General features: G+C 61.2%; 19 protein-coding genes. 14 read left to right on the forward strand and 5 right to left on the reverse strand.

Annotation, left to right across the window (positions count from 1 at the left end):
- Nucleotides 1-9 precede the first annotated feature (9 nt).
- Complete coding sequence (gene gatC, locus AC1RT4_RS21050; protein WP_007953612.1) at nt 10-297, reverse strand: Asp-tRNA(Asn)/Glu-tRNA(Gln) amidotransferase subunit GatC; 288 nt, start codon at nt 295-297, stop codon at nt 10-12.
- Between the two features lie 211 nt (nt 298-508).
- Between gatC and mreB the strand changes: the two genes are divergently transcribed.
- From mreB to tldD, 8 genes are all read left to right on the forward strand, one after another.
- Entirely contained in the window at nt 509-1,546 is a 1,038-nt protein-coding gene (gene mreB / locus AC1RT4_RS21055) for a rod shape-determining protein MreB (RefSeq protein ID WP_002555108.1), read from the forward strand.
- Between the two features lie 140 nt (nt 1,547-1,686).
- Complete coding sequence (gene mreC, locus AC1RT4_RS21060; protein ID WP_493087760.1) at nt 1,687-2,811, forward strand: rod shape-determining protein MreC; 1,125 nt, start codon at nt 1,687-1,689, stop codon at nt 2,809-2,811.
- Nucleotides 2,811-3,302 carry a rod shape-determining protein MreD gene (gene mreD / locus AC1RT4_RS21065; RefSeq protein ID WP_064593386.1) on the forward strand — a complete coding sequence of 164 codons (492 nt, stop codon included), beginning with the start codon at nt 2,811-2,813 and terminating at the stop codon, nt 3,300-3,302. Before mreC ends, mreD begins: the two co-directional genes overlap by 1 nt.
- Before the next feature lie 202 nt (nt 3,303-3,504).
- Nucleotides 3,505-4,101 (forward strand): Maf family protein, encoded by a 597-nt coding sequence (locus tag AC1RT4_RS21070; RefSeq protein WP_493087594.1) that lies wholly within the window; start codon nt 3,505-3,507, stop codon nt 4,099-4,101.
- A gap of 57 nt (nt 4,102-4,158) precedes the next feature.
- A complete protein-coding gene (gene rng, locus AC1RT4_RS21075; RefSeq protein WP_085685711.1) occupies nt 4,159-5,616 on the forward strand; it encodes a ribonuclease G in 1,458 nt (485 codons plus the stop codon).
- A 75-nt stretch (nt 5,617-5,691) separates the two neighbouring features.
- Complete coding sequence (locus AC1RT4_RS21080) at nt 5,692-9,495, forward strand: YhdP family protein (RefSeq protein ID WP_493087597.1); 3,804 nt, start codon at nt 5,692-5,694, stop codon at nt 9,493-9,495.
- Nucleotides 9,496-9,553: 58 nt separating this feature from the next.
- Nucleotides 9,554-10,414, forward strand: a complete 861-nt coding sequence (locus tag AC1RT4_RS21085) for a carbon-nitrogen hydrolase family protein (protein WP_085611331.1) — start codon at nt 9,554-9,556, stop codon at nt 10,412-10,414.
- A 5-nt stretch (nt 10,415-10,419) separates the two neighbouring features.
- Nucleotides 10,420-11,862 (forward strand): metalloprotease TldD, encoded by a 1,443-nt coding sequence (gene tldD, locus AC1RT4_RS21090; RefSeq protein ID WP_493087599.1) that lies wholly within the window; start codon nt 10,420-10,422, stop codon nt 11,860-11,862.
- Between the two features lie 51 nt (nt 11,863-11,913).
- Here the strand turns inward: tldD and yjgA are convergent, their stop codons facing one another.
- The gene (yjgA, locus tag AC1RT4_RS21095) at nt 11,914-12,438 is read right to left on the reverse strand and encodes a ribosome biogenesis factor YjgA (protein ID WP_007953598.1); all 525 of its coding nucleotides are present in this window, start codon (nt 12,436-12,438) and stop codon (nt 11,914-11,916) included.
- Nucleotides 12,439-12,546: 108 nt separating this feature from the next.
- Here yjgA and pmbA point away from each other — a divergent pair, with 108 nt between their 5' ends.
- From pmbA to AC1RT4_RS21125, 6 genes are all read left to right on the forward strand, one after another.
- Entirely contained in the window at nt 12,547-13,893 is a 1,347-nt protein-coding gene (pmbA, locus tag AC1RT4_RS21100; protein WP_039769277.1) for a metalloprotease PmbA, read from the forward strand.
- Between the two features lie 161 nt (nt 13,894-14,054).
- The gene (locus AC1RT4_RS21105; protein WP_493087602.1) at nt 14,055-14,462 is read left to right on the forward strand and encodes a FagA protein; all 408 of its coding nucleotides are present in this window, start codon (nt 14,055-14,057) and stop codon (nt 14,460-14,462) included.
- Nucleotides 14,443-15,819 carry a class II fumarate hydratase gene (locus AC1RT4_RS21110; protein ID WP_007953592.1) on the forward strand — a complete coding sequence of 459 codons (1,377 nt, stop codon included), beginning with the start codon at nt 14,443-14,445 and terminating at the stop codon, nt 15,817-15,819. The genes AC1RT4_RS21105 and AC1RT4_RS21110 overlap by 20 nt, the downstream gene beginning before the upstream one ends.
- Nucleotides 15,820-15,846: 27 nt before the next feature.
- The gene (locus tag AC1RT4_RS21115) at nt 15,847-16,287 is read left to right on the forward strand and encodes a DUF2753 family protein (protein WP_007953590.1); all 441 of its coding nucleotides are present in this window, start codon (nt 15,847-15,849) and stop codon (nt 16,285-16,287) included.
- A gap of 1 nt (nt 16,288) precedes the next feature.
- Nucleotides 16,289-16,900 (forward strand): superoxide dismutase, encoded by a 612-nt coding sequence (locus AC1RT4_RS21120; RefSeq protein WP_045121714.1) that lies wholly within the window; start codon nt 16,289-16,291, stop codon nt 16,898-16,900.
- Nucleotides 16,901-16,930: 30 nt separating this feature from the next.
- Complete coding sequence (locus tag AC1RT4_RS21125; RefSeq protein ID WP_493087605.1) at nt 16,931-17,824, forward strand: ZIP family metal transporter; 894 nt, start codon at nt 16,931-16,933, stop codon at nt 17,822-17,824.
- 39 nt (nt 17,825-17,863) lie between these two features.
- On the opposite strand, the gene AC1RT4_RS21130 is transcribed toward AC1RT4_RS21125, so the two are convergent.
- From AC1RT4_RS21130 to ptsN, 3 genes are read right to left on the reverse strand one after another with little or no spacing between them, the layout of a single operon-like run.
- Nucleotides 17,864-18,139 (reverse strand): HPr family phosphocarrier protein, encoded by a 276-nt coding sequence (locus AC1RT4_RS21130; RefSeq protein WP_007953585.1) that lies wholly within the window; start codon nt 18,137-18,139, stop codon nt 17,864-17,866.
- 15 nt (nt 18,140-18,154) lie between these two features.
- Nucleotides 18,155-19,012, reverse strand: coding sequence for an RNase adapter RapZ (gene rapZ, locus AC1RT4_RS21135; RefSeq protein WP_127796932.1), 858 nt, complete (start codon nt 19,010-19,012; stop codon nt 18,155-18,157).
- 2 nt (nt 19,013-19,014) lie between these two features.
- Entirely contained in the window at nt 19,015-19,479 is a 465-nt protein-coding gene (gene ptsN, locus AC1RT4_RS21140) for a PTS IIA-like nitrogen regulatory protein PtsN (RefSeq protein ID WP_007953580.1), read from the reverse strand.
- Nucleotides 19,480-19,486 lie beyond the last annotated feature (7 nt).

Here is a 19,486-nt window from a genome sequence, read left to right on the forward strand (position 1 = left end):
TCTTTCCCTTTAGTCGATGACTTTCGGAACCAGGTACAGGCCGTTTTCGACCGCTGGTGCGATGGACTGATAAGCCTCGCGGTTATTGCTTTCGGTCACGACGTCGGCGCGCAGGCGCTGACTGGCTTCCAGCGGGTGGGCCAGCGGCTCGATACCGTCGGTATTGACCGCCTGCATTTCGTCGACCAGCCCGAGAATGCTGTTGAGGGCCGAAGTGATGTGTGGAAGATCGGCGTCATTCAGGCCGAGGCTGGCCAGATGAGCGATTTTTTCCACGTCGGAGCGTTCTAGCGCCATCGGGTTTCTCCAGTGGAAAACAGGACGGACGGCGTCCGTGTGTTAGATTGTCGGAACACTACCGCACTTCTACGGTCATAAGGCCGCGATTGTGGGGCTTGGTGCACAGAAAAGCGGCCAATTTAACATATTGGCGCCTTGCCCAAAATCCCTGTCGTTGTTAGAGTTTGCCGCACTTTTTTACCCACGCGTTGCCTAGGGTCCCTTTCCCATGTTCAAGAAACTGCGTGGCATGTTTTCCAGCGATCTTTCCATTGACCTGGGCACTGCCAACACCCTTATTTACGTGCGCGAGCGCGGTATCGTCCTGAATGAGCCATCGGTTGTGGCCATTCGGACACACGGTAACCAGAAAAGTGTCGTCGCTGTCGGCACCGAGGCCAAGCGCATGCTCGGCCGTACGCCGGGCAACATTGCTGCCATTCGTCCGATGAAGGACGGCGTGATCGCCGACTTCAGCGTCTGCGAAAAGATGCTGCAATACTTTATTAACAAGGTTCACGAAAACAGCTTTCTGCAGCCCAGCCCTCGTGTGCTGATCTGCGTTCCATGCAAGTCCACCCAGGTTGAGCGTCGTGCCATCCGTGAATCGGCCCTTGGCGCCGGTGCCCGCGAAGTGTTCCTGATCGAAGAGCCGATGGCGGCTGCGATCGGTGCCGGTCTGCCGGTTGAAGAAGCACGCGGTTCGATGGTCGTGGATATCGGTGGTGGTACCACCGAAATCGCGCTGATCTCCCTGAACGGTGTGGTCTATGCCGAATCCGTACGTGTTGGCGGCGACCGCTTCGACGAAGCGATCATCACCTACGTGCGTCGCAACTACGGCAGCCTGATCGGCGAATCCACCGCCGAGCGCATCAAGCAGGAAATCGGTACTGCTTACCCGGGCGGCGAAGTTCGCGAAGTCGACGTTCGCGGTCGCAACCTGGCCGAAGGCGTTCCACGCGCATTCACCCTGAACTCCAACGAAGTGCTGGAAGCTCTGCAAGAGTCGCTGGCTACCATCGTTCAGGCCGTGAAAAGTGCTCTGGAGCAATCGCCGCCGGAACTGGCTTCCGACATCGCCGAGCGTGGCCTGGTGCTGACCGGTGGTGGCGCGCTGCTGCGTGACCTCGACAAGCTGCTGGCTCAGGAAACCGGTCTGCCGGTGATCGTCGCCGAAGATCCGCTGACCTGCGTCGCTCGCGGCGGTGGCCGTGCATTGGAAATGATGGACAAGCACACCATGGACCTGCTCTCCAGCGAATAATCGCCGGGTGCAATACGTGGGTGAGCGCACAGGCAGCACTTTGCAGTGCTGCCTGTTGGCGTTTATCTTCTGTCAGTCTTCATCCAGGCCGGTTTGATGCCGTATGAATAAACAGAACATTTGCCTGGGAGGAGCGGCTTATTAAACCGCTTTTCGCCAAGGGCCCCTCACTGGGCGTGCGCTTGTTGGTGCTGGCCGTACTGTCGGTCGCGCTGATGGTCGTTGACGCGCGCTTCAGCCTGCTTAAACCCGTACGCAGCCAGGCCTCGCTGGTGCTGATGGACGCCTACTGGATTACCGACCTGCCCGGACGGTTGTGGGAAGGTATCGCCAGCCAGTTCGGCAGTCGCACCGAGCTCGTCGCCGAAAATGAAAAACTCAAGTCGGAGAACCTGCTGTTACAGGGTCGCATGCAGAAGCTTGCCGCCCTCACCGAGCAGAACGTCCGTCTGCGCGAGTTGCTCAATTCCTCCGCGCTGGTCAACGAGAAGGTCGAAGTGGCCGAGCTGATCGGCATGGATCCCAACCCTTTCACCCATCGCATCATCATCAATAAAGGTGAGCGTGATGGCGTGGTGCTCGGTCAACCGGTGCTCGATGCTCGCGGCCTGATGGGGCAGGTGGTCGAACTGATGCCGTACACCTCCCGCGTGTTGCTGCTGACCGACTCGACCCACAGCATTCCTGTGCAGGTGAACCGTAACGGTCTGCGGGCGATTGCCAGCGGCACCGGTAACCCTGAGCGTCTGGAGTTGCGCCACGTGGCGGACACTGCCGACGTCAAGGAAGGTGATCTGCTGGTCAGCTCCGGTCTCGGTCAGCGTTTCCCGGCCGGTTATCCGGTGGCGACGGTCAAGGAAGTGATCCACGATTCCGGCCAGCCATTCGCTATTGTTCGCGCCGTGCCGACCGCCGCACTGAACCGCAGCCGTTACCTGCTGCTGGTATTCAGTGACAACCGCACCGCCGAAGAACGTGCCAACGATGCCGCGCAGGCTCAGGAAAACCTCGATGCCTTTGGTGGCGGTCCTGTGATTCCGTCCGCGGTGCCGAAAATCGTCACCCCGCCTGCCGCAGCAGCAACTCCAGCCACGGCGACGCCGTCGGCTGCGCCTGCCGCCAGCACCACGCCGGCCAAACCCGCTGCAAGCAAACCGCCTGCAGCCACACCAGCGGCCAGCAAACCACCGGCGAATCAGCCGGCGGCTCGACCAGCGGCCAAACCGCCAGTCACTGCGCCGGCGACCACCGGGAGGCAAGAATAATGGTCGGGGCTACCGCATCGCGTAACGGCTGGATTGTCTGGCTGACGTTTATTGTCGGCATTCTGCTCAGTGTGTCGCCACTGCCCATTTTCATGGAAATCCTGCGCCCGCTGTGGCTGGCTTTGCTCCTGACCTTCTGGGCTTTGTATTTGCCGCACACCGTCGGCATGGTCACGGCCTTCTGTCTGGGACTGGCCGAAGACGTGCTGCAGGGCGATCTGCTCGGTCAGAATGCCTTGATCCTGACCCTGATCACGTTCCTGGTGCTGTCATTGCAGCAACGCCTGCGCATGTTCCCGATGTGGCAGCAGAGCCTGGTGATCCTGGTGATCTTCGGCCTCGCCCAGCTCGTACAGCTTTGGCTCAGTGCCTTGACCGGCAACCGTCAGCCGACCCTCGCGCTGGTCCTGCCGGCACTGGTCAGTGCCTTGCTCTGGCCATGGGTCAGCTTCGCTCTGCGTGGATTGCGCCGGCGCTACAAAATCAACTGATTCGGTCAGGCATTTGCCCAAACCAGTGCCTTGCCTCGCAAATGAAGTTCTTTTTGGGCGAGTGGCTGTCGTTGCCAGACAAGGCGCCGTGACGAGTCATAGCGTGCTATGGCGAGGAACGGCAACGCAGTATGGCAACAACAGACGCCGACCAAAGGGAACAGCATTTGTGAGGCAGGGCACCAAACAGGGAGATGTCTTGATGAAAAAGCTTTACCTCGCATCAGGATCGCCGCGTCGGCGTGAGTTGCTCACGCAGATCGGCATCCCGTTTACCGCCATCAGCGCGGATATCGATGAAACCCCTCTCGCCAATGAATCCCCATCGGCCTATGTCGAGCGCCTGGCGCGCGGCAAGGCCGAGGCCGGGCGGCGCACCGTCGTTTGCGACGTAGCGTTTTGCGTACTGGGCGCCGACACCGCCGTGGTGCTGGACGGCAAAATTCTTGGCAAACCGGTGGACGAAGCCGACGCATGCGCCATGCTGATGATGTTGTCCGGCAAGGAGCATGAAGTGCTGACGGCGATTGCCGTGCTTGACGGCGAGCGCTGCGAGTCGCGGGTGGTGCGCAGTCTGGTGCGGTTCCGGTCGATCAGCCGCGAAGAAGCCGCCGCCTACTGGGCCAGCGGCGAACCCCGGGACAAGGCGGGTGGCTACGGCATTCAGGGGCTCGGCGCGGTATTCGTCGCCGGCCTCAATGGCAGTTACTCGGCGGTCGTCGGCTTGCCGGTGTGCGAAAGCGCAGAACTGCTCGGCCATTTCGGCATACCCTGTTGGCAAACCCTGAACGCGCTATAAGCGTCGAACGGACAAGATGCGGCCATTATCGTGAACATGCCTGAACGAGACCCTGCCATGAGTGAAGAGATTCTGATCAACATCACGCCGATGGAATCGCGCGTGGCGGTGGTCGAAAACGGTGTGCTGCAAGAAGTGCACGTCGAGCGTACGCAAAAACGCGGGATCGTCGGCAACATCTATAAAGGCAAGGTGGTGCGGGTTCTCCCGGGCATGCAGGCGGCATTCGTCGACATCGGCCTGGATCGCGCAGCCTTCATTCATGCCTCGGAAATTTCCCTGCGCGAAGGCCCGGCGGTGGAAAGCATCAGTTCCCTCGTGCACGAAGGCCAGAGCCTGGTGGTGCAGGTCACCAAGGATCCGATCGGTTCCAAAGGTGCTCGCCTGACCACGCAACTGTCGATCCCGTCGCGCTATCTGGTGTACATGCCGCGCACGGCCCACGTCGGCATTTCCCTGAAGATCGAAGACGAAGCCGAGCGCGAACGCCTCAAGCAAGTGGTCAGCGATTGCGTGGCCAAAGAAGGCATCAAGGAGGCTGGCGGCTTTATTCTGCGCACCGCAGCTGAGGGTGCCGGGGCCGATGAGATCCTGATGGACATCCGCTACCTGCGCCGCCTGTGGGATCAGATCAACGAGCAGATCAAGACCATCGGCGCGCCTAGCGTGATTTACGAAGACCTCGGCCTGGCGCTGCGCACCCTGCGCGATCTGGTCAGCCCGAAGATCGAGAAGATCCGCATCGATTCCCGGGAAACCTTCCAGAAGACCACGCAGTTCGTCGCCGAACTGATGCCGGAAATCGCCGATCGTCTGGAACACTACCCGGGTGAACGACCAATTTTCGATCTGTACGGCGTCGAAGACGAAATTCAGAAAGCCCTGGAGCGCAAGGTGCCGCTGAAGTCCGGCGGTTATCTGGTGATCGATCCGGCGGAAGCCATGACCACCATCGACGTGAACACCGGGGCGTTCGTCGGTCATCGCAACCTCGAAGAAACCATCTTCAAGACCAACCTCGAAGCCGCGACCGCGATTGCCCGGCAGATGCGCCTGCGCAACCTGGGCGGGATCATCATCATCGACTTCATCGACATGGAAGACGAAGAGCACCAGCGTCAGGTGCTGCGTACCCTGGAGAAACAACTGGAGCGCGATCACGCCAAGACCAACATCATCGGTATTACCGAGTTGGGCCTGGTGCAGATGACGCGCAAGCGCACCCGCGAAAGCCTCGAGCAGGTGCTGTGCGAACCGTGCAGCAGCTGTCAGGGCCGGGGCAAGCTGAAAACCCCGGAAACCATTTGCTACGAGATTTTCCGCGAGATCCTGCGTGAAGCCCGGGCCTATCAGGCCGAGGGTTATCGGGTGCTGGCGAACCAGAAAGTGGTGGATCGCCTGCTCGATGAAGAGTCCGGTAACGTGGCCGAACTTGAAGGTTTCATCGGGCGCACCATACGCTTCCAGGTAGAAACCATGTATTCCCAGGAACAATATGACGTGGTGCTGCTCTGAACCCCTGCGTCACCCTTTTCCTGAAACGGCTGGCCTCAGCTTTTTGCAGTATTTTTGCCATGGGAGCCAACTGACATGGAACGTCTGACACGCATTTTGGCCGCACTGACCCGCTGGGGTCTGGGCCTGTGCGCGTTGGTTCTGGTATTGATGGCGTTGTACGTCAGTCTCGGCCGGGAACTCACGCCACTGGTGGCCGAATACCGCACCGATATCGAAGACAAGGCCAGTGCTGCCCTGGGCATGCCGCTGCAGATCGGCGAGCTGGAAGGCAACTGGAGTGGATTTGCGCCTATCCTGCTGGCCCACGACGTGATGGTCGGCAGCGGCGCCAATGCCTTGCGCCTGGATCGGGTGCGCGCAGTGCCGGATCTGTGGGCCAGTCTGCTGGCCCGCGAAGTGCGCATCGCCCATCTTGAACTCAATGGTCTGAAGATCAGCCTCAAGGAAGGCGAAGACGGAAAGTGGGCGCTGGAAGGCTTGCCGGTGCAGCAGGATCAGCCCATGGATCCCGAGCAACTGTTCAACCGCATGCAAATGATTCAGCAACTGTCGGTGCTCGACAGTCAGGTGACCTTGCAGCCGCGGGAACAGGCACCGCTGACCCTCACGTATGTCGGCCTCAATCTCAAGACCGGCACCAGCCGTCAGCGCCTCGATGCACGACTGACCCTGCCTGACGGCCAGCCCGTGGCGCTGAGTCTGCGCACGCGGATTCGTCCGAGTCAGTGGCAGAACAGCGAAGTGGAGGGTTATGTCAGCCTGCCGCAGAGCGACTGGTCAAAATGGCTACCCGAGCGCCTGACCCAGCAATGGAATTTCTCCGAGATCAAGGCCGGTGGCGAGCTGTGGGTCAACTGGCGCGAGGGGGCGTTGCAGAGCGCTGCGATCCGTCTCAACGCGCCGCAGTTGACCGGTGCCTACGCCGAGCGCAAGCCGATCCAGATCAACAATCTGGCGCTCAACGGCTATTTCCAGCGCGGTCCCGAGGGAGCCACTGTCACGCTTGATTCGCTGGCGATGAATTTCGGCGAAACCCGCTGGGAATCGCATGTGCAGATCAAACAGACTGCCGCCACCGACAAGAACGAAGAACTCTGGCATCTGCAGGCCGACCGGCTCGACCTGACGCCCATAACACCGTTGCTCAATGCCCTCGGCCCGTTGCCCCAAGGCTTCGCCACCGTGGTCGAGCGCCTGAAAGTGACCGGCGGTCTGCGTAACGTGCTGCTGGATTTCCGGCCGAACGCGACCGACGACAGCAAATTCGGCTTCGCCGCCAACCTTGATCAAGTCGGGTTTGACGCCTATCACGGCGCGCCGGCAGCGCGGAATGTCAGCGGCAGTCTTACCGGCAATCTCGGCGGCGGCGAGCTGCGCATGGACAGCAAGGATTTCGTCCTGCACCTCGATCCGATTTTCGCCAAGCCGTGGCAATACATTCAGGCCAACGCCCGGTTGACCTGGAAGCTCGATAAAGAAGGTTTCACCCTGATCGCGCCCTACCTGAAGGTGCTCGGCGAGGAAGGCAAGATTGCCGGCGACTTCCTGATTCGCCTGCATTTCGATCACAGCCAGGAAGACTACATGGACCTTCGGGTTGGCCTGGTGGACGGCGATGGTCGTTACACCGCCAAGTACCTGCCGGAAGTCCTGAGCCCGGCCCTCGACGAATGGCTGCGCACGGCGATTCTCAAGGGCGCGGTGGATCAAGGGTTCTTCCAGTATCAAGGTTCGCTGAACAAGAACGCCGGGGAAGCAGATCGCAGCATCAGCCTGTTCTTCAAGGTGCACGACGCCGAGCTGGCGTTCCAGCCGGGCTGGCCGCACGTGAGCAAGGTCAGCGGTGATGTGTTCATCGAAGACAGCGGCGTGCGGATTCTCGCCAGCAAGGGCCAGTTGCTCGATACCCAGGTCAGTGACGTCTTCGTCAATATTCCCCATGTGCCGAGCGGCGAGCACAGCCATATGTTCCTCGACGGCACCTTCGCGGGTGGGCTGGGCGATGGCCTGAAGATTCTTCAGGAAGCGCCGATCGGCACCGCCGACACCTTTGCCGGCTGGGAAGGCGAGGGTGATCTGCAAGGCAAGCTCAAACTCGATGTGCCGCTGGCAAAGGGTGATCAGCCGAAAATCCTCGTCGATTTCAAAACCGCCAATGCGCGATTGAAGCTGGCAGAGCCCAAGCTCGAACTGAGCCAGCTCAAGGGCGATTTCCGCTTCGACAGCGCCAAGGGCCTGAGCGGGCAGAACATCAGTGCCCGGGCCTTCGACAAACCGGTCACTGCGCAGATCTTCGCCGACGGCGGCCCCGGCAAGCTCAAGACAAGAGTGGCAGCGTCGGGGCAGGTCGAGGTCAAGAAACTCACCGACTGGCTGGGCGTGACTCAGCCGTTGCCGGTGTCCGGGACCATCCCTTACCAGTTGCAAGTGAATCTGGACGGCGCCGACAGCCAATTGATGGTCAGCTCCAGTCTGAAGGGCGTGGCGGTGGATCTGCCGGCGCCGTTCGGCATGGCCGCCGATGTCGGGCGTGACACGGTGTTCCGCATGACCTTGCAGGGGCAGGAGCGGCGTTACTGGGTCAATTACGATCAACTGGCCAACTTCACCTTCGCCGCGCCACCGAGCAATTTCGCTGATGGCCGGGGCGAGTTGTTCCTCGGCGCCGGTGAAGCCGTATTGCCGGGCAACAAAGGCTTGCGGATACGCGGTGTGTTGTCCGAGCTGGACGTCAAACCCTGGCAGGATCTTTTGGACAAGTACGCCGGCCAGGATCCGGGCGGCAACGCGAAGCAGTTGCTCAGCAGCGCGGACTTCAAGATCGGCAAACTCACGGCCTTCGGCACCACGCTGGATCAGGCGGCAGTGCAGGTGAATCGCAAGCCCGGCGCCTGGGCTCTGGCCCTCGACAGTCAGCAGGCCAAAGGCACGGCCGGCATTCCCGACGCCAAGGGCGCGCCGATTGCGGTGAACCTGCAATACGTGCGGTTGCCGGCACCGGACCCGACTGTGCAGGCCGACGAGAACGCGCCGGACCCACTGGCCTCGGTCGATCCGAGCAAGATTCCGGCGCTGGATATCACCATCAATCAATTGTTCCAGGGTCAGGATCTGGTTGGCGGCTGGTCACTCAAGATTCGGCCGACCGCCAAGGGTATCGCCCTGAACAACCTCGATCTGGGCCTCAAGGGCATTCTCCTGCAGGGCAGCGGCGGCTGGGAAGGAACGCCCGGTGCCACGACCAGTTGGTACAAGGGGCGGATCGGCGGCAAGAACCTCGCCGATGTGCTCAAGGGCTGGGGCTTTGCGCCGAGCGTGACCAGCGAAGAATTCCACATGGATGTCGATGGCCGCTGGCCGGGCTCGCCGGCGTGGCTGGCGACCAAGCGCTTCTCCGGCACCCTCGATGCGTCGTTGAACAAAGGCCAGTTTGTTGAAGTGGAGGGCGGCGCTCAGGCATTGCGGGTGTTCGGTCTGCTCAACTTCAACTCGATTGGCCGGCGTTTGCGCCTCGACTTCTCCGATCTGTTCGGCAAGGGCCTGAGCTATGACCGGGTCAAGGGACTGCTGGTGGGGACCAACGGCGTGTATGTGACGAAAGAGCCGATCAAGTTGACCGGTCCTTCGAGCAACCTGGAGCTGGATGGCACGCTGGATCTGGTGGGCGACAAGGTGGATGCCAAATTGTTGGTGACTTTGCCGGTGACCAACAACCTGCCGATTGCCGCGCTGATTGTCGGTGCGCCGGCGGTCGGCGGTGCCTTGTTCCTGATCGACAAGCTGATCGGCGATCGCGTGGCACGGTTCGCCAGCGTCAAATACACCGTCAAAGGCCCGTGGAAAGAGCCGAAAATCACCTTCGACAAGCCTTTTTGAACAGCCAGCCCCTGAACCGATGGAGTAGCATGGCCGCATACCTCTTGCGGAGTGCGCCATGTCTTTAGCGGTGATTCAAATGGTCAGCCAGAGCGATGTGCTGGCCAATCTGCGCGATGCCCGACGTTTGCTCGAACAGGCCGCCAACGCCGGTGCGAAGCTGGCCGTGCTGCCGGAAAACTTCGCGGCCATGGGCCGTCGCGACATCGCCGATATCGGCCGCGCCGAAGCGCTCGGCGAAGGCCCGATCCTGCCGTGGTTGAAACAGACCGCCCGCGACCTCAGGTTATGGATAGTGGCCGGCACCTTGCCGTTGCCGCCTGTGGGACAGCCCGAGGCCAAGTCCCATGCCTGCTCGCTGCTGGTGAACGATCAGGGCGAAATCGTTGCACGCTATGACAAGTTGCACCTGTTTGATGTCGACGTAGCGGACAATCGCGGCCGTTACCGCGAATCCGATGACTATGCTTATGGCAGTGGCGTGGTGGTCGCGGACACGCCGGTCGGGCGACTGGGCCTGACGGTGTGCTACGACTTGCGCTTCCCGGAGCTGTACAGCGAATTACGCGCAGCCGGGGCTGAACTGATTACCGCACCGTCGGCCTTCACCGCGGTCACGGGAGCGGCGCACTGGGATGTACTGATCCGCGCGCGGGCCATTGAAACCCAGTGCTATGTGCTGGCGGCAGCCCAGGGCGGGACGCATCCAGGGCCGCGAGAAACTTTTGGCCACGGGGCGATTGTCGATCCGTGGGGCCGCGTGCTGGCGCAGCAGGAACAAGGCGAAGCCGTGTTGCTGGCCGAACGCGACAGCAACGAACAGGCGTCCATCCGGGCGCGAATGCCGGTGACGGGTCATCGGCGGTTTTTTTCGCAGGGCGCACAGCGACCTGCTTCAGAACACGAATTTAAGGCGTAAAACCTATGAGCGAGTTGTTGTCCTCAGTCAGTGATCACCTGTTGGCGCCCGGCGGCGTGACGATCGAGAGCCTGCAAGGCGTGCTCGGTGATCTGGCGGGTCCAGGCATCGATGCGGCCGACCTGTATTTCCAGGGGCAGATTTCCGAGTCCTGGTCGCTGGAAGACGGCATCGTCAAGGAAGGCAGTTTCAACCTCGACCAGGGTGTCGGCGTGCGGGCGCAGTCCGGTGAGAAAACCGGTTTCGCCTACAGCAACGCAATCACCCTCGAAGCCCTCGGCGCAGCGGCCCGTGCGGCCCGTTCGATTTCCCGCGCGGGGCAGAACGGCACGGTGCAGGCGTTCAGCACCCAGGACGTCGCCCAGTTGTATGGGCCGGATAACCCGCTGGAAGTCCTGAGCCGCGCTGAAAAAGTCGAACTGCTCAAGCGCATCGACGTTGCTACCCGCGCCCTCGACCCGCGTATCCAGCAGGTCAGCGTAAGCATGGCCGGGGTCTGGGAACGTATTCTGGTGGCCTCGACCGACGGTGGCCTGGCTGCCGACGTGCGCCCGCTGGTGCGTTTCAACGTCAGCGTGATCGTCGAGCAGAACGGCCGTCGCGAGCGTGGCGGTCACGGCGGCGGCGGGCGTACCGACTACCGTTATTTCCTCGCCGAAGACCGCGCCATGGGTTATGCCCGTGAGGCGTTGCGTCAGGCGCTGGTGAATCTGGAAGCGATTCCTGCCCCGGCCGGCACCTTGCCGGTGGTTCTGGGCTCGGGCTGGTCCGGCGTGCTGCTGCACGAAGCGGTCGGTCACGGTCTGGAAGGCGATTTCAACCGCAAGGGCAGTTCCGCCTACAGCGGTCGCATGGGCGAAATGGTTGCTTCGAAACTCTGCACCATCGTCGATGACGGCACCCTGAGCGGTCGTCGCGGTTCCCTGAGCGTCGACGACGAAGGCACCCCGACCGAGTGCACCACGCTGATCGAAAACGGTGTGCTCAAGGGCTACATGCAGGACAAGCTCAATGCGCGGCTGATGGGCGTGGCCCGCACCGGCAACGGTCGCCGGGAATCCTATGCGCACCTGCCGATGCCACGGATGACCAACACTTACATGCTCGGCGGCCAGAGCGATCCGGCGGAAATCATCGCGTCGGTGAAGAAGGGCATCTACTGCGCCAACCTCGGCGGCGGTCAGGTCGACATCACCAGCGGCAAGTTCGTGTTCTCCACCAGCGAGGCTTATCTGATCGAAGACGGCAAGATCACCGCGCCGGTCAAAGGCGCAACGTTGATCGGCAACGGTCCGGAAGCGATGAGCCGGGTGTCGATGGTCGGTAACGATCTGGCGCTGGACAGCGGTGTGGGGACTTGCGGCAAGGACGGGCAGTCGGTGCCGGTGGGTGTCGGTCAGCCGACGCTGAAAATCGATGCGATCACCGTGGGTGGCACGGGCGCATAAGAAGGGGTGGAGCTTCGGGTGGCGCGCGGTGCGGCCACCCGGTGGCGAATATCAACGCAGACCGCGTTGAGTCTCGTCCAGCTCACGGATGTACTTGAAGATCTTGCGGCTCGAGGCAGGAGGTTTGTTTTGCGCAACCTCGTGCTGGGCCTGACGGATCAGGGAACGCAGTTGCTGGCGGTCGGCGTCCGGGTAATCGACGACGAATTTTTCCAGCACGGCATCGTCACCGGCGATCAGGCGGTCACGCCAGCGTTCGAGGTTGTGGAAACGCTCGTTGTACTGACGGGTAGAGGCATCGAGTTGATCGAGCAAGGTGAGAATCGCGTCAGTGTCCTGATCGCGCATCAGTTTGCCGATGAACTGCAAGTGCCGTTTACGCGCGATGTTCGCGGTGTGCTTGGGCGCATCGGCCAGGGCCCGGCGCAAGGCGTCGGTCAATGGCAGTTTTGCCTGCAAGTCGGGCTTGAGCGTTGTAAGGCGCTCGCCAAGGTCAACCAGAGCATGCAGCTCGCGTTTGACCTGGGATTTGCTTTTTTCTCCCGTATCGAGGGAGTCGTCGTAAGAATCAACCATGGTGGCAGTCCGCAAAGAAACGCCGCCATGATAACCAGTCGGGGGCCGCTTGTCCGGCCCGGTCGCTCGAAGGCCCCAGCCGAAAGCAGAATTTGAGTGGAGATGAGCATGAGTGCAGTTGAAAGCGTCGGCCCACAGGCATTGCCGGCACTGCAGGAACAGGTCGAGCAGATCATCGCCGAAGCCAAGCGTCAGGGTGCCAGTGCCTGCGAAGTAGCGGTGTCGCTGGAGCAGGGCCTGTCGACGTCGGTGCGTCAACGTGAAGTCGAAACGGTCGAGTTCAACCGCGATCAGGGTTTTGGCATCACGTTGTATGTCGGCCAGCGCAAGGGCTCGGCCAGTACTTCCGCCACCGGGCCGGATGCGATTCGCGAGACCGTCGCTGCGGCGCTGGCGATTGCCAAGCACACCTCCGAAGACGAAGCCTCGGGGCTGGCCGACGCCGCGCTGATGGCCAGGGATATTCAGGATTTCGACCTGTTCCACCAATGGGACATCACCCCGGAGCAGGCCATCGAGAAGGCGTTGCTCTGCGAAGCCGCCGCGTTCGACGCCGATGCACGCATCAAGAATGCCGATGGCACCACGTTGAGCACCCATCAGGGCTGCCGCGTGTACGGCAACAGCCACGGTTTTATCGGCGGTTATGCGTCGACCCGACACAGCCTGAGCTGCGTGATGATCGCCGAGGCCGATGGCCAGATGCAGCGCGATTACTGGTATGACGTGAACCGTCAGGGCAGCCTGCTGGCGGATCCGGTGAGCATTGGTCAACGCGCGGCACAGCGCGCGGCGAGCCGTCTGGGTGCGCGTCCGGTGCCGACCTGCGAAGTGCCGGTTTTGTTTTCGGCGGAACTGGCGGGTGGGTTGTTCGGCAGCTTCCTGTCGGCGATTTCCGGCGGCAGTCTGTACCGCAAATCGTCTTTCCTCGAAGGCACTCTGGGGCAGAAACTGTTTCCGGAATGGCTGACTATCGACGAGCGTCCGCACCTGATGCGTGCCATGGGCAGTGCTTCCTACGATGGTGACGGCCTGGCGACCTATGCCAAACCGTTCGTCGAAAAGGGCGAGCTGGTGTCGTACATCCTTGGCACTTATTCCGGTCGCAAACTCGGCATGCCGAGCACCGCCAACGCTGGCGGCGTGCACAACCTGTTCGTTACCCATGGCGATGAAGACCAGGCTGCCTTGCTGCGGCGCATGGGGCGTGGCCTGTTGGTCACCGAGCTGATGGGCCATGGTCTTAACATGGTGACCGGTGATTACTCGCGCGGTGCGGCGGGTTTCTGGGTCGAGAACGGTGAAATCCAGTTCGCGGTGCAGGAAGTGACCATCGCCGGCAACATGCGCGACATGTTCAAGCAGATCGTCGCGGTGGGTAACGATCTGGAACTGCGCAGCAACATTCGCACCGGTTCGGTGTTGATCGAGAAGATGACTGTCGCGGGCAGCTAAGCCTCAGGCAGGTACAAAAAAGGCGTGTCACCCGATTGGGTGGCGCGCCTTTTTTGTGTTCGCAAATTTTTCGGGCTGGTGAAGGCAGCAAAAAAGCCACTCTTGTTTTGGTTATCATTATCATCTAATAATAAATCTCATTATCGGATGAGCCCAGGATCATGAGTTCTGCCTTGCACGAGCAGCCGTACCTCGAAAGCTGGCGCTGGATGAGTCGCCAGATCCGTTGCGCGATGGATCCCGACGAACTGCGCCTGATCGAACACTACCTGGCCGAAGGCCGGTATCTGGCCTGCTGCACGGCGACCTCGCCCTGGACGGTCGCTGAAACCTCCTTCCGTCTGCTGCTCGACACGGCCACCGACATCGCGTTGCCGTGGCACTGGCGCAGCCTCTGCCTCGATCAAGCCTGGCGCCCGCTGCGTGAAATGGAGCGCCTGTCGCTGTGCAAATGCCGGCTCAAACGCTGGCAAAGCTACACCTGGCAGCTCGCCACCTGCGAGTTGCAACCCTCGATTCCTCTTATTGAACTGGTGCAAGGATTTTCAGATGACCAAGACACGTATTGAGCGCGACAGCATGGGCGAACTGCAGGTGCCGGTGGACGCTCTCTACGGCGCGCAGACCCAGCGCGCAGTGGATAACTTCCCGATCAGCGGCAAACCGATGCCGACCCAGTTCATCCGCGCCCTGATCCTGGCGAAAGCAGCCGCCGCTCGCGCCAACGTCGAGCTCAACCAGCTCAGCGCCGCGCAAGGCAAAGCCATCAGCGATGCCGCCCAAGGTCTGCTGGAAGGCGACTTCATGCAGCATTTCCCGGTGGATATCTTCCAGACCGGTTCCGGCACCAGTTCCAACATGAACGCCAACGAAGTGATCGCCACCCTGGCCAGCCGTCTGCTCGAAGAGCCGGTAAACGCCAACGATCACGTCAACTGTGGCCAGAGCAGCAACGACATCATTCCGACCACCATCCACGTCAGCGCCGCGTTGGCTTTGCACGAACAACTGCTGCCAGCGCTGCTGCATCTGGTGCAGGTGATCGAGCGCAAGTCCGAACAAGTTCATCACCACGTCAAGACTGGTCGCACCCACTTGATGGATGCCATGCCGGTGCGCATGAGCCAGGTGCTCAACGGTTGGGCGCAGCAGCTCAAAGCCAATATCGGTCACCTGCAGGATTTGCTGCCAAGCCTGCAATCCCTGGCCCAGGGCGGCACGGCGGTCGGCACCGGGATCAACGCGCATCCGGAATTTGCTGCGCGTTTCAGCCGCCAATTGAGCCAGTTGACCAATGTCCAGTTCACGCCGGGCAAGGATCTGTTCGCCCTGATCGGCTCACAAGACACCGCCGTGGCCGTGTCGGGTCAGCTCAAGGCCACTGCCGTGTCGCTGATGAAAATCGCCAACGACCTGCGCTGGATGAACTCCGGCCCGCTAGCCGGTCTCGGTGAAATCGAACTTGAAGGCCTGCAACCGGGCTCGTCGATCATGCCGGGCAAGGTCAATCCGGTGATTCCGGAAGCTACCGCTATGGTCGCCGCGCAAGTGATTGGCAATGACTCGGTGATCACCATCGCCGGTCAGTCGGGCAACTTCGAGCTGAACGTGATGCTGCCGATCATCGCTCAGAACCTGCTGAGCAGCATCGAGTTGCTGGCCAACTCGAGTCGTCTGCTGGGTGACAAGGCCATCGCCAGCTTCAAGGTCAACGAGTCGCGGCTCAAGGAAGCGCTGTCGCGCAACCCGATTCTGGTCACCGCGCTCAACCCGATCATCGGCTACCAGAAGGCCGCCGAAATCGCCAAGCAGGCCTACAAACAGGGTCGCCCGGTGATCGACGTTGCGCTGGAACACACCGACCTGTCGCGCAGCCAGCTGGAAGAGTTGCTCAATCCCGAGAAACTCACCGCCGGCGGCGTGTAAACACCGCAACCGCTTTGGAGGCTCATCATGGAGCACTGGAAACGTACGATCGAACGGGCCAATCGCTGCTTCATGCTGGGCGAGTTGATCGACGCCCGCGAGGCTTATCTGCAAGCACTGGCCCTGGCTCAAGTGCTGTTCGAGCGCTGGGCCGATGCCGACGAAGCGGTGGCGGCCTGCGTCATCTCCCACCACAACCTGGCCGATCTGCATCTGCGCCTGAATCAGCCGGAGGAGAGCGCCGAGTACCTGTGCGCGATCCATCAACGGCTGTTGCAGACCATGCAGGACGAGCGCCTGCGCCCGGCGCTGCGTGAAGCAGCCCTTCGCCAGAGCAGCAAAACCTACGTCGAGCTACTGAATTTCATCAGCGAACACGGCGAATACCCTCGCACCCAGCGTTTGCTGCACCCGGATACCGGCAATGCGCGCCGCGCGCCTGCCCCACATCACCATGGAGTCCATTGAAATGGCTTTTACCCTGCCAGCCTTGCCTTACGCCTACGACGCACTGGAGCCGCACATCGATGCGCAAACCATGGAGATCCACTACACAAAGCATCACCAGACCTACATCAACAACCTGAACGCTGCGGTCGAGGGCACCGAATTCGCGGAATGGCCGGTGGAAAAACTGGTCGCCAGCGTCCAGCAACTGCCTGAAAAACTGCGTGCTGCGGTGATCAACCAGGGCGGCGGTCACGCCAACCATTCGCTGTTCTGGGAAGTGATGGTGCCCGGCGGTGGCGGTAAGCCGGACGGCGCGCTGGCCAAGGCGATCGATGAGCAACTGGGCGGCCTCGACAGTTTCAAAGAGGCCTTCACCAAAGCCGCACTGACCCGCTTCGGCAGTGGCTGGGCGTGGCTCAGCGTCACCCCGGAAAAGAAACTGGTGGTGGAGAGCAGCGGTAACCAGGACAGCCCACTGATGAACGGCAACACGCCGATTCTCGGCCTCGACGTGTGGGAGCACGCTTACTACCTGCGTTATCAGAACCGTCGGCCGGAATACATCAGCGCGTTCTACAACGTGATCAACTGGCCGGAAGTCGCTGCGCGCTATCAGGCCGCGCTGGTTTAAGTCTCCTATAAAAACAATCCAAGGCTGACTATGGGCACTGAAACACTGGCGATCGGAAGTGGGCGTATGTTTCGTTACGCAATTGGATCGCTATTGCTGTTGGCGGGCATGACCTTGCTGGTCGCCCACGGACTGGAATGGCTGAATCTGGAACCGAGATTGTCGCGGGCATTGCAGGGCGGTGCGATCTGCGCCCTCGGCACCGCACTCGGCGCGGTTCCGGTGCTGGTGATCCGCAACATGCCCCAGGCGCTGGGCGATACGCTGCTGGGTTTTGGCGCCGGTGTGATGCTGGCGGCGACCGCGTTTTCGCTGATCGTGCCGGGAATCGCCGCCGCCGAGAGTCTGGGCCTGAGCCCGTGGGGCGCCAGTGGCCTGATCTGTTTCGGCATCATGCTCGGGGCGTTCGGCTTGTATCTGGTTGATCGCCGGGTGTCGGGGGCCTCGCCGGAAATGCTCATCGGCACCGTCGAGCACCCGGTGATTCCTCCACGGATCTGGCTGTTCGTGTTCGCCATCATTGCCCATAACATCCCGGAAGGCATGGCGGTCGGTGTCTCGGCTGGCGGTGGAATGCCGGATGCAGACAGTCTGGCGATGGGCATTGCCTTGCAGGATGTGCCGGAAGGGCTGGTGATTGCGCTGGTACTGGCCGGTGCCGGGATGCCGCGGGTCAAGGCGTTTTTGATTGGTGCCGCGTCAGGTCTGGTCGAACCGGTGTTCGCGCTGCTCTGCGCGTGGCTGGTCAGTCTTGCCGAGTTGTTGCTGCCCTTGGGGTTGGCTTTGGCGGCAGGCGCGATGCTGCTGGTGGTGACCCACGAGGTTATCCCGGAGTCGCGACGCAATGGTCATGAGAAGCTGGCAAGCCTGGGATTGCTGATCGGCTTCTGTCTGATGATGGTGATGGATACGGCGTTGGGATGAGCCGGGAGGAGGGAGCTGGCTCCCTCGCTTCAAGCGTTTTCAACCACCTTCGTCGAAGTAGTTGTTGATCAGTGTCACCAGCGCGTCCATGGCTTCCTGTTCCTGGTGGCCATCGGTACTCAGGTGGATCTTGGTGCCCTTTCCGGCTGCGAGCATCATCATCGCCATGATGCTTTTGCCGTCAACCGTGGTTTCCGGGGTGCGGCCCACTCTGATCGTGCAATCGGGAAACTGGCCCGCCACTCCGACGAATTTTGCCGATGCGCGGGCGTGCAGGCCCAGCTTGTTGATGATTTCGATTTCACGAGCAGGCATCGCGGTGTGAATCCTTTAGCTGAGGTCGCGGTGGCGAACCTGGACGTTCTTCAGGGTCTTCTGCAGCGCCTGGCCAAGACGTTCGGTCAGGTAAACGGAACGGTGATGCCCGCCGGTGCAGCCGATGGCAATGGTGACGTAAGCGCGGTTGCTCGCCGCAAAGCGCGGCAACCATTTGTACAGATACGTGTAAATATCCTGGTACATCTCCTCGACCTCAGGCTGCGCCGCCAGATACTCGGCGACCGGCTGATCGAGACCGGATTGCGCGCGCAGCTCCGGTTTCCAGTACGGGTTCGGCAGGCAGCGTACATCGAACACCAGATCCGCATCCACCGGCATGCCGCGTTTGAAACCGAACGACTCCACCAGAAACGCCGTTCCCGGCTCCGGCTGGTTCAGCAGTCGCAGCTTGATGGTATCGCGCAGCTGGTACAGGTTGAGATTGGTGGTGTTGATTTTCAGGTCGGCGAGATCGGCAATGGGGCCGAGCAGGGCGCTTTCATCCTGAATGGCCTCTGCCAGCGAACGATTGGCGTTGCTCAGTGGGTGGCGGCGGCGAGTTTCAGAGAAGCGCTTGAGCAGCGTTTCTTCGTCGGCATCCAGGTACAGGACATCGCATTGAATATGCTTGGCACGGGCGTCTTCAAGCAATTCCGGAAATCGGGTCAGATGGCTCGGCAGATTGCGTGCATCGATCGAGACCGCCACCAGTGGCTGCGCCAGCTCGGTGTGAATCAGGGCGCGTTCGGCCAGTTCCGGCAGAAGGCCTGCCGGCAGGTTATCGATGCAGTAGTAACCGTTGTCCTCAAGGACATCCAGGGCGGTACTTTTACCCGAGCCGGAACGGCCACTGACAATGATCAAGCGCATGGTTACGGCCTGTTCTGTTCTTCCAGTACAACCTGGTACAAGGCTTCGTTGCTTGGCGCGCTGCGCAGTCTGTCGCGAACGTCCTTGCGGTCGAGCATGCTGGCGATCTGGCGTAACAGCTCCAGGTGCGCATCGGTGGCGGCTTCCGGCACCAGCAGGACGAACAGCAGGTCCACAGGCGCGCCGTCGATAGCGTCGAAATCGATAGGGGCATCAAGGTGCATCAGCGCACTGATCGGCGCTTCGCAGCCCTTGAGGCGGCAGTGAGGAATGGCGATGCCGTTGCCAAAACCGGTTGAGCCGAGTTTTTCACGGGCAATCAATGCCTCGAAGACATCTTGCATCTCCAGATCCGGGACTTCCCGGGCGATCAGGTTGGCAATTTGTTCGAGGGCTTTCTTTTTACTGCCGCCCGGCACGTTCACCAGGGAACGGCCGGGGGTCAGGATACTTTCAAGTCGGATCATGGGGGTG

The organism is Pseudomonas sp. GW821-FHT11D10 (assembly GCF_058808435.1).

Bases quoted from the DNA above. Each gene is read 5' to 3' on its own strand.
- AC1RT4_RS21130 (WP_007953585.1), bottom strand. From the start codon at position 18,139: ATGCCTGCTCGTGAAATCGAAATCATCAACAAGCTGGGCCTGCACGCC.
- AC1RT4_RS21115 (WP_007953590.1), top strand. From the start codon at position 15,847: ATGGAGCACTGGAAACGTACGATCGAACGGGCCAATCGCTGCTTCATG.
- gatC (WP_007953612.1), bottom strand. From the start codon at position 297: ATGGCGCTAGAACGCTCCGACGTGGAAAAAATCGCTCATCTGGCCAGC.
- AC1RT4_RS21110 (WP_007953592.1), top strand. From the start codon at position 14,443: ATGACCAAGACACGTATTGAGCGCGACAGCATGGGCGAACTGCAGGTG.
- rng (WP_085685711.1), top strand. From the start codon at position 4,159: ATGAGTGAAGAGATTCTGATCAACATCACGCCGATGGAATCGCGCGTG.
- AC1RT4_RS21085 (WP_085611331.1), top strand. From the start codon at position 9,554: ATGTCTTTAGCGGTGATTCAAATGGTCAGCCAGAGCGATGTGCTGGCC.
- AC1RT4_RS21120 (WP_045121714.1), top strand. From the start codon at position 16,289: ATGGCTTTTACCCTGCCAGCCTTGCCTTACGCCTACGACGCACTGGAG.
- AC1RT4_RS21125 (WP_493087605.1), top strand. From the start codon at position 16,931: ATGGGCACTGAAACACTGGCGATCGGAAGTGGGCGTATGTTTCGTTAC.
- AC1RT4_RS21070 (WP_493087594.1), top strand. From the start codon at position 3,505: ATGAAAAAGCTTTACCTCGCATCAGGATCGCCGCGTCGGCGTGAGTTG.
- AC1RT4_RS21080 (WP_493087597.1), top strand. From the start codon at position 5,692: ATGGAACGTCTGACACGCATTTTGGCCGCACTGACCCGCTGGGGTCTG.
- rapZ (WP_127796932.1), bottom strand. From the start codon at position 19,012: ATGCGCTTGATCATTGTCAGTGGCCGTTCCGGCTCGGGTAAAAGTACC.
- pmbA (WP_039769277.1), top strand. From the start codon at position 12,547: ATGAGTGCAGTTGAAAGCGTCGGCCCACAGGCATTGCCGGCACTGCAG.
- ptsN (WP_007953580.1), bottom strand. From the start codon at position 19,479: ATGATCCGACTTGAAAGTATCCTGACCCCCGGCCGTTCCCTGGTGAAC.
- yjgA (WP_007953598.1), bottom strand. From the start codon at position 12,438: ATGGTTGATTCTTACGACGACTCCCTCGATACGGGAGAAAAAAGCAAA.
- AC1RT4_RS21105 (WP_493087602.1), top strand. From the start codon at position 14,055: ATGAGTTCTGCCTTGCACGAGCAGCCGTACCTCGAAAGCTGGCGCTGG.
- mreB (WP_002555108.1), top strand. From the start codon at position 509: ATGTTCAAGAAACTGCGTGGCATGTTTTCCAGCGATCTTTCCATTGAC.
- mreD (WP_064593386.1), top strand. From the start codon at position 2,811: ATGGTCGGGGCTACCGCATCGCGTAACGGCTGGATTGTCTGGCTGACG.
- tldD (WP_493087599.1), top strand. From the start codon at position 10,420: ATGAGCGAGTTGTTGTCCTCAGTCAGTGATCACCTGTTGGCGCCCGGC.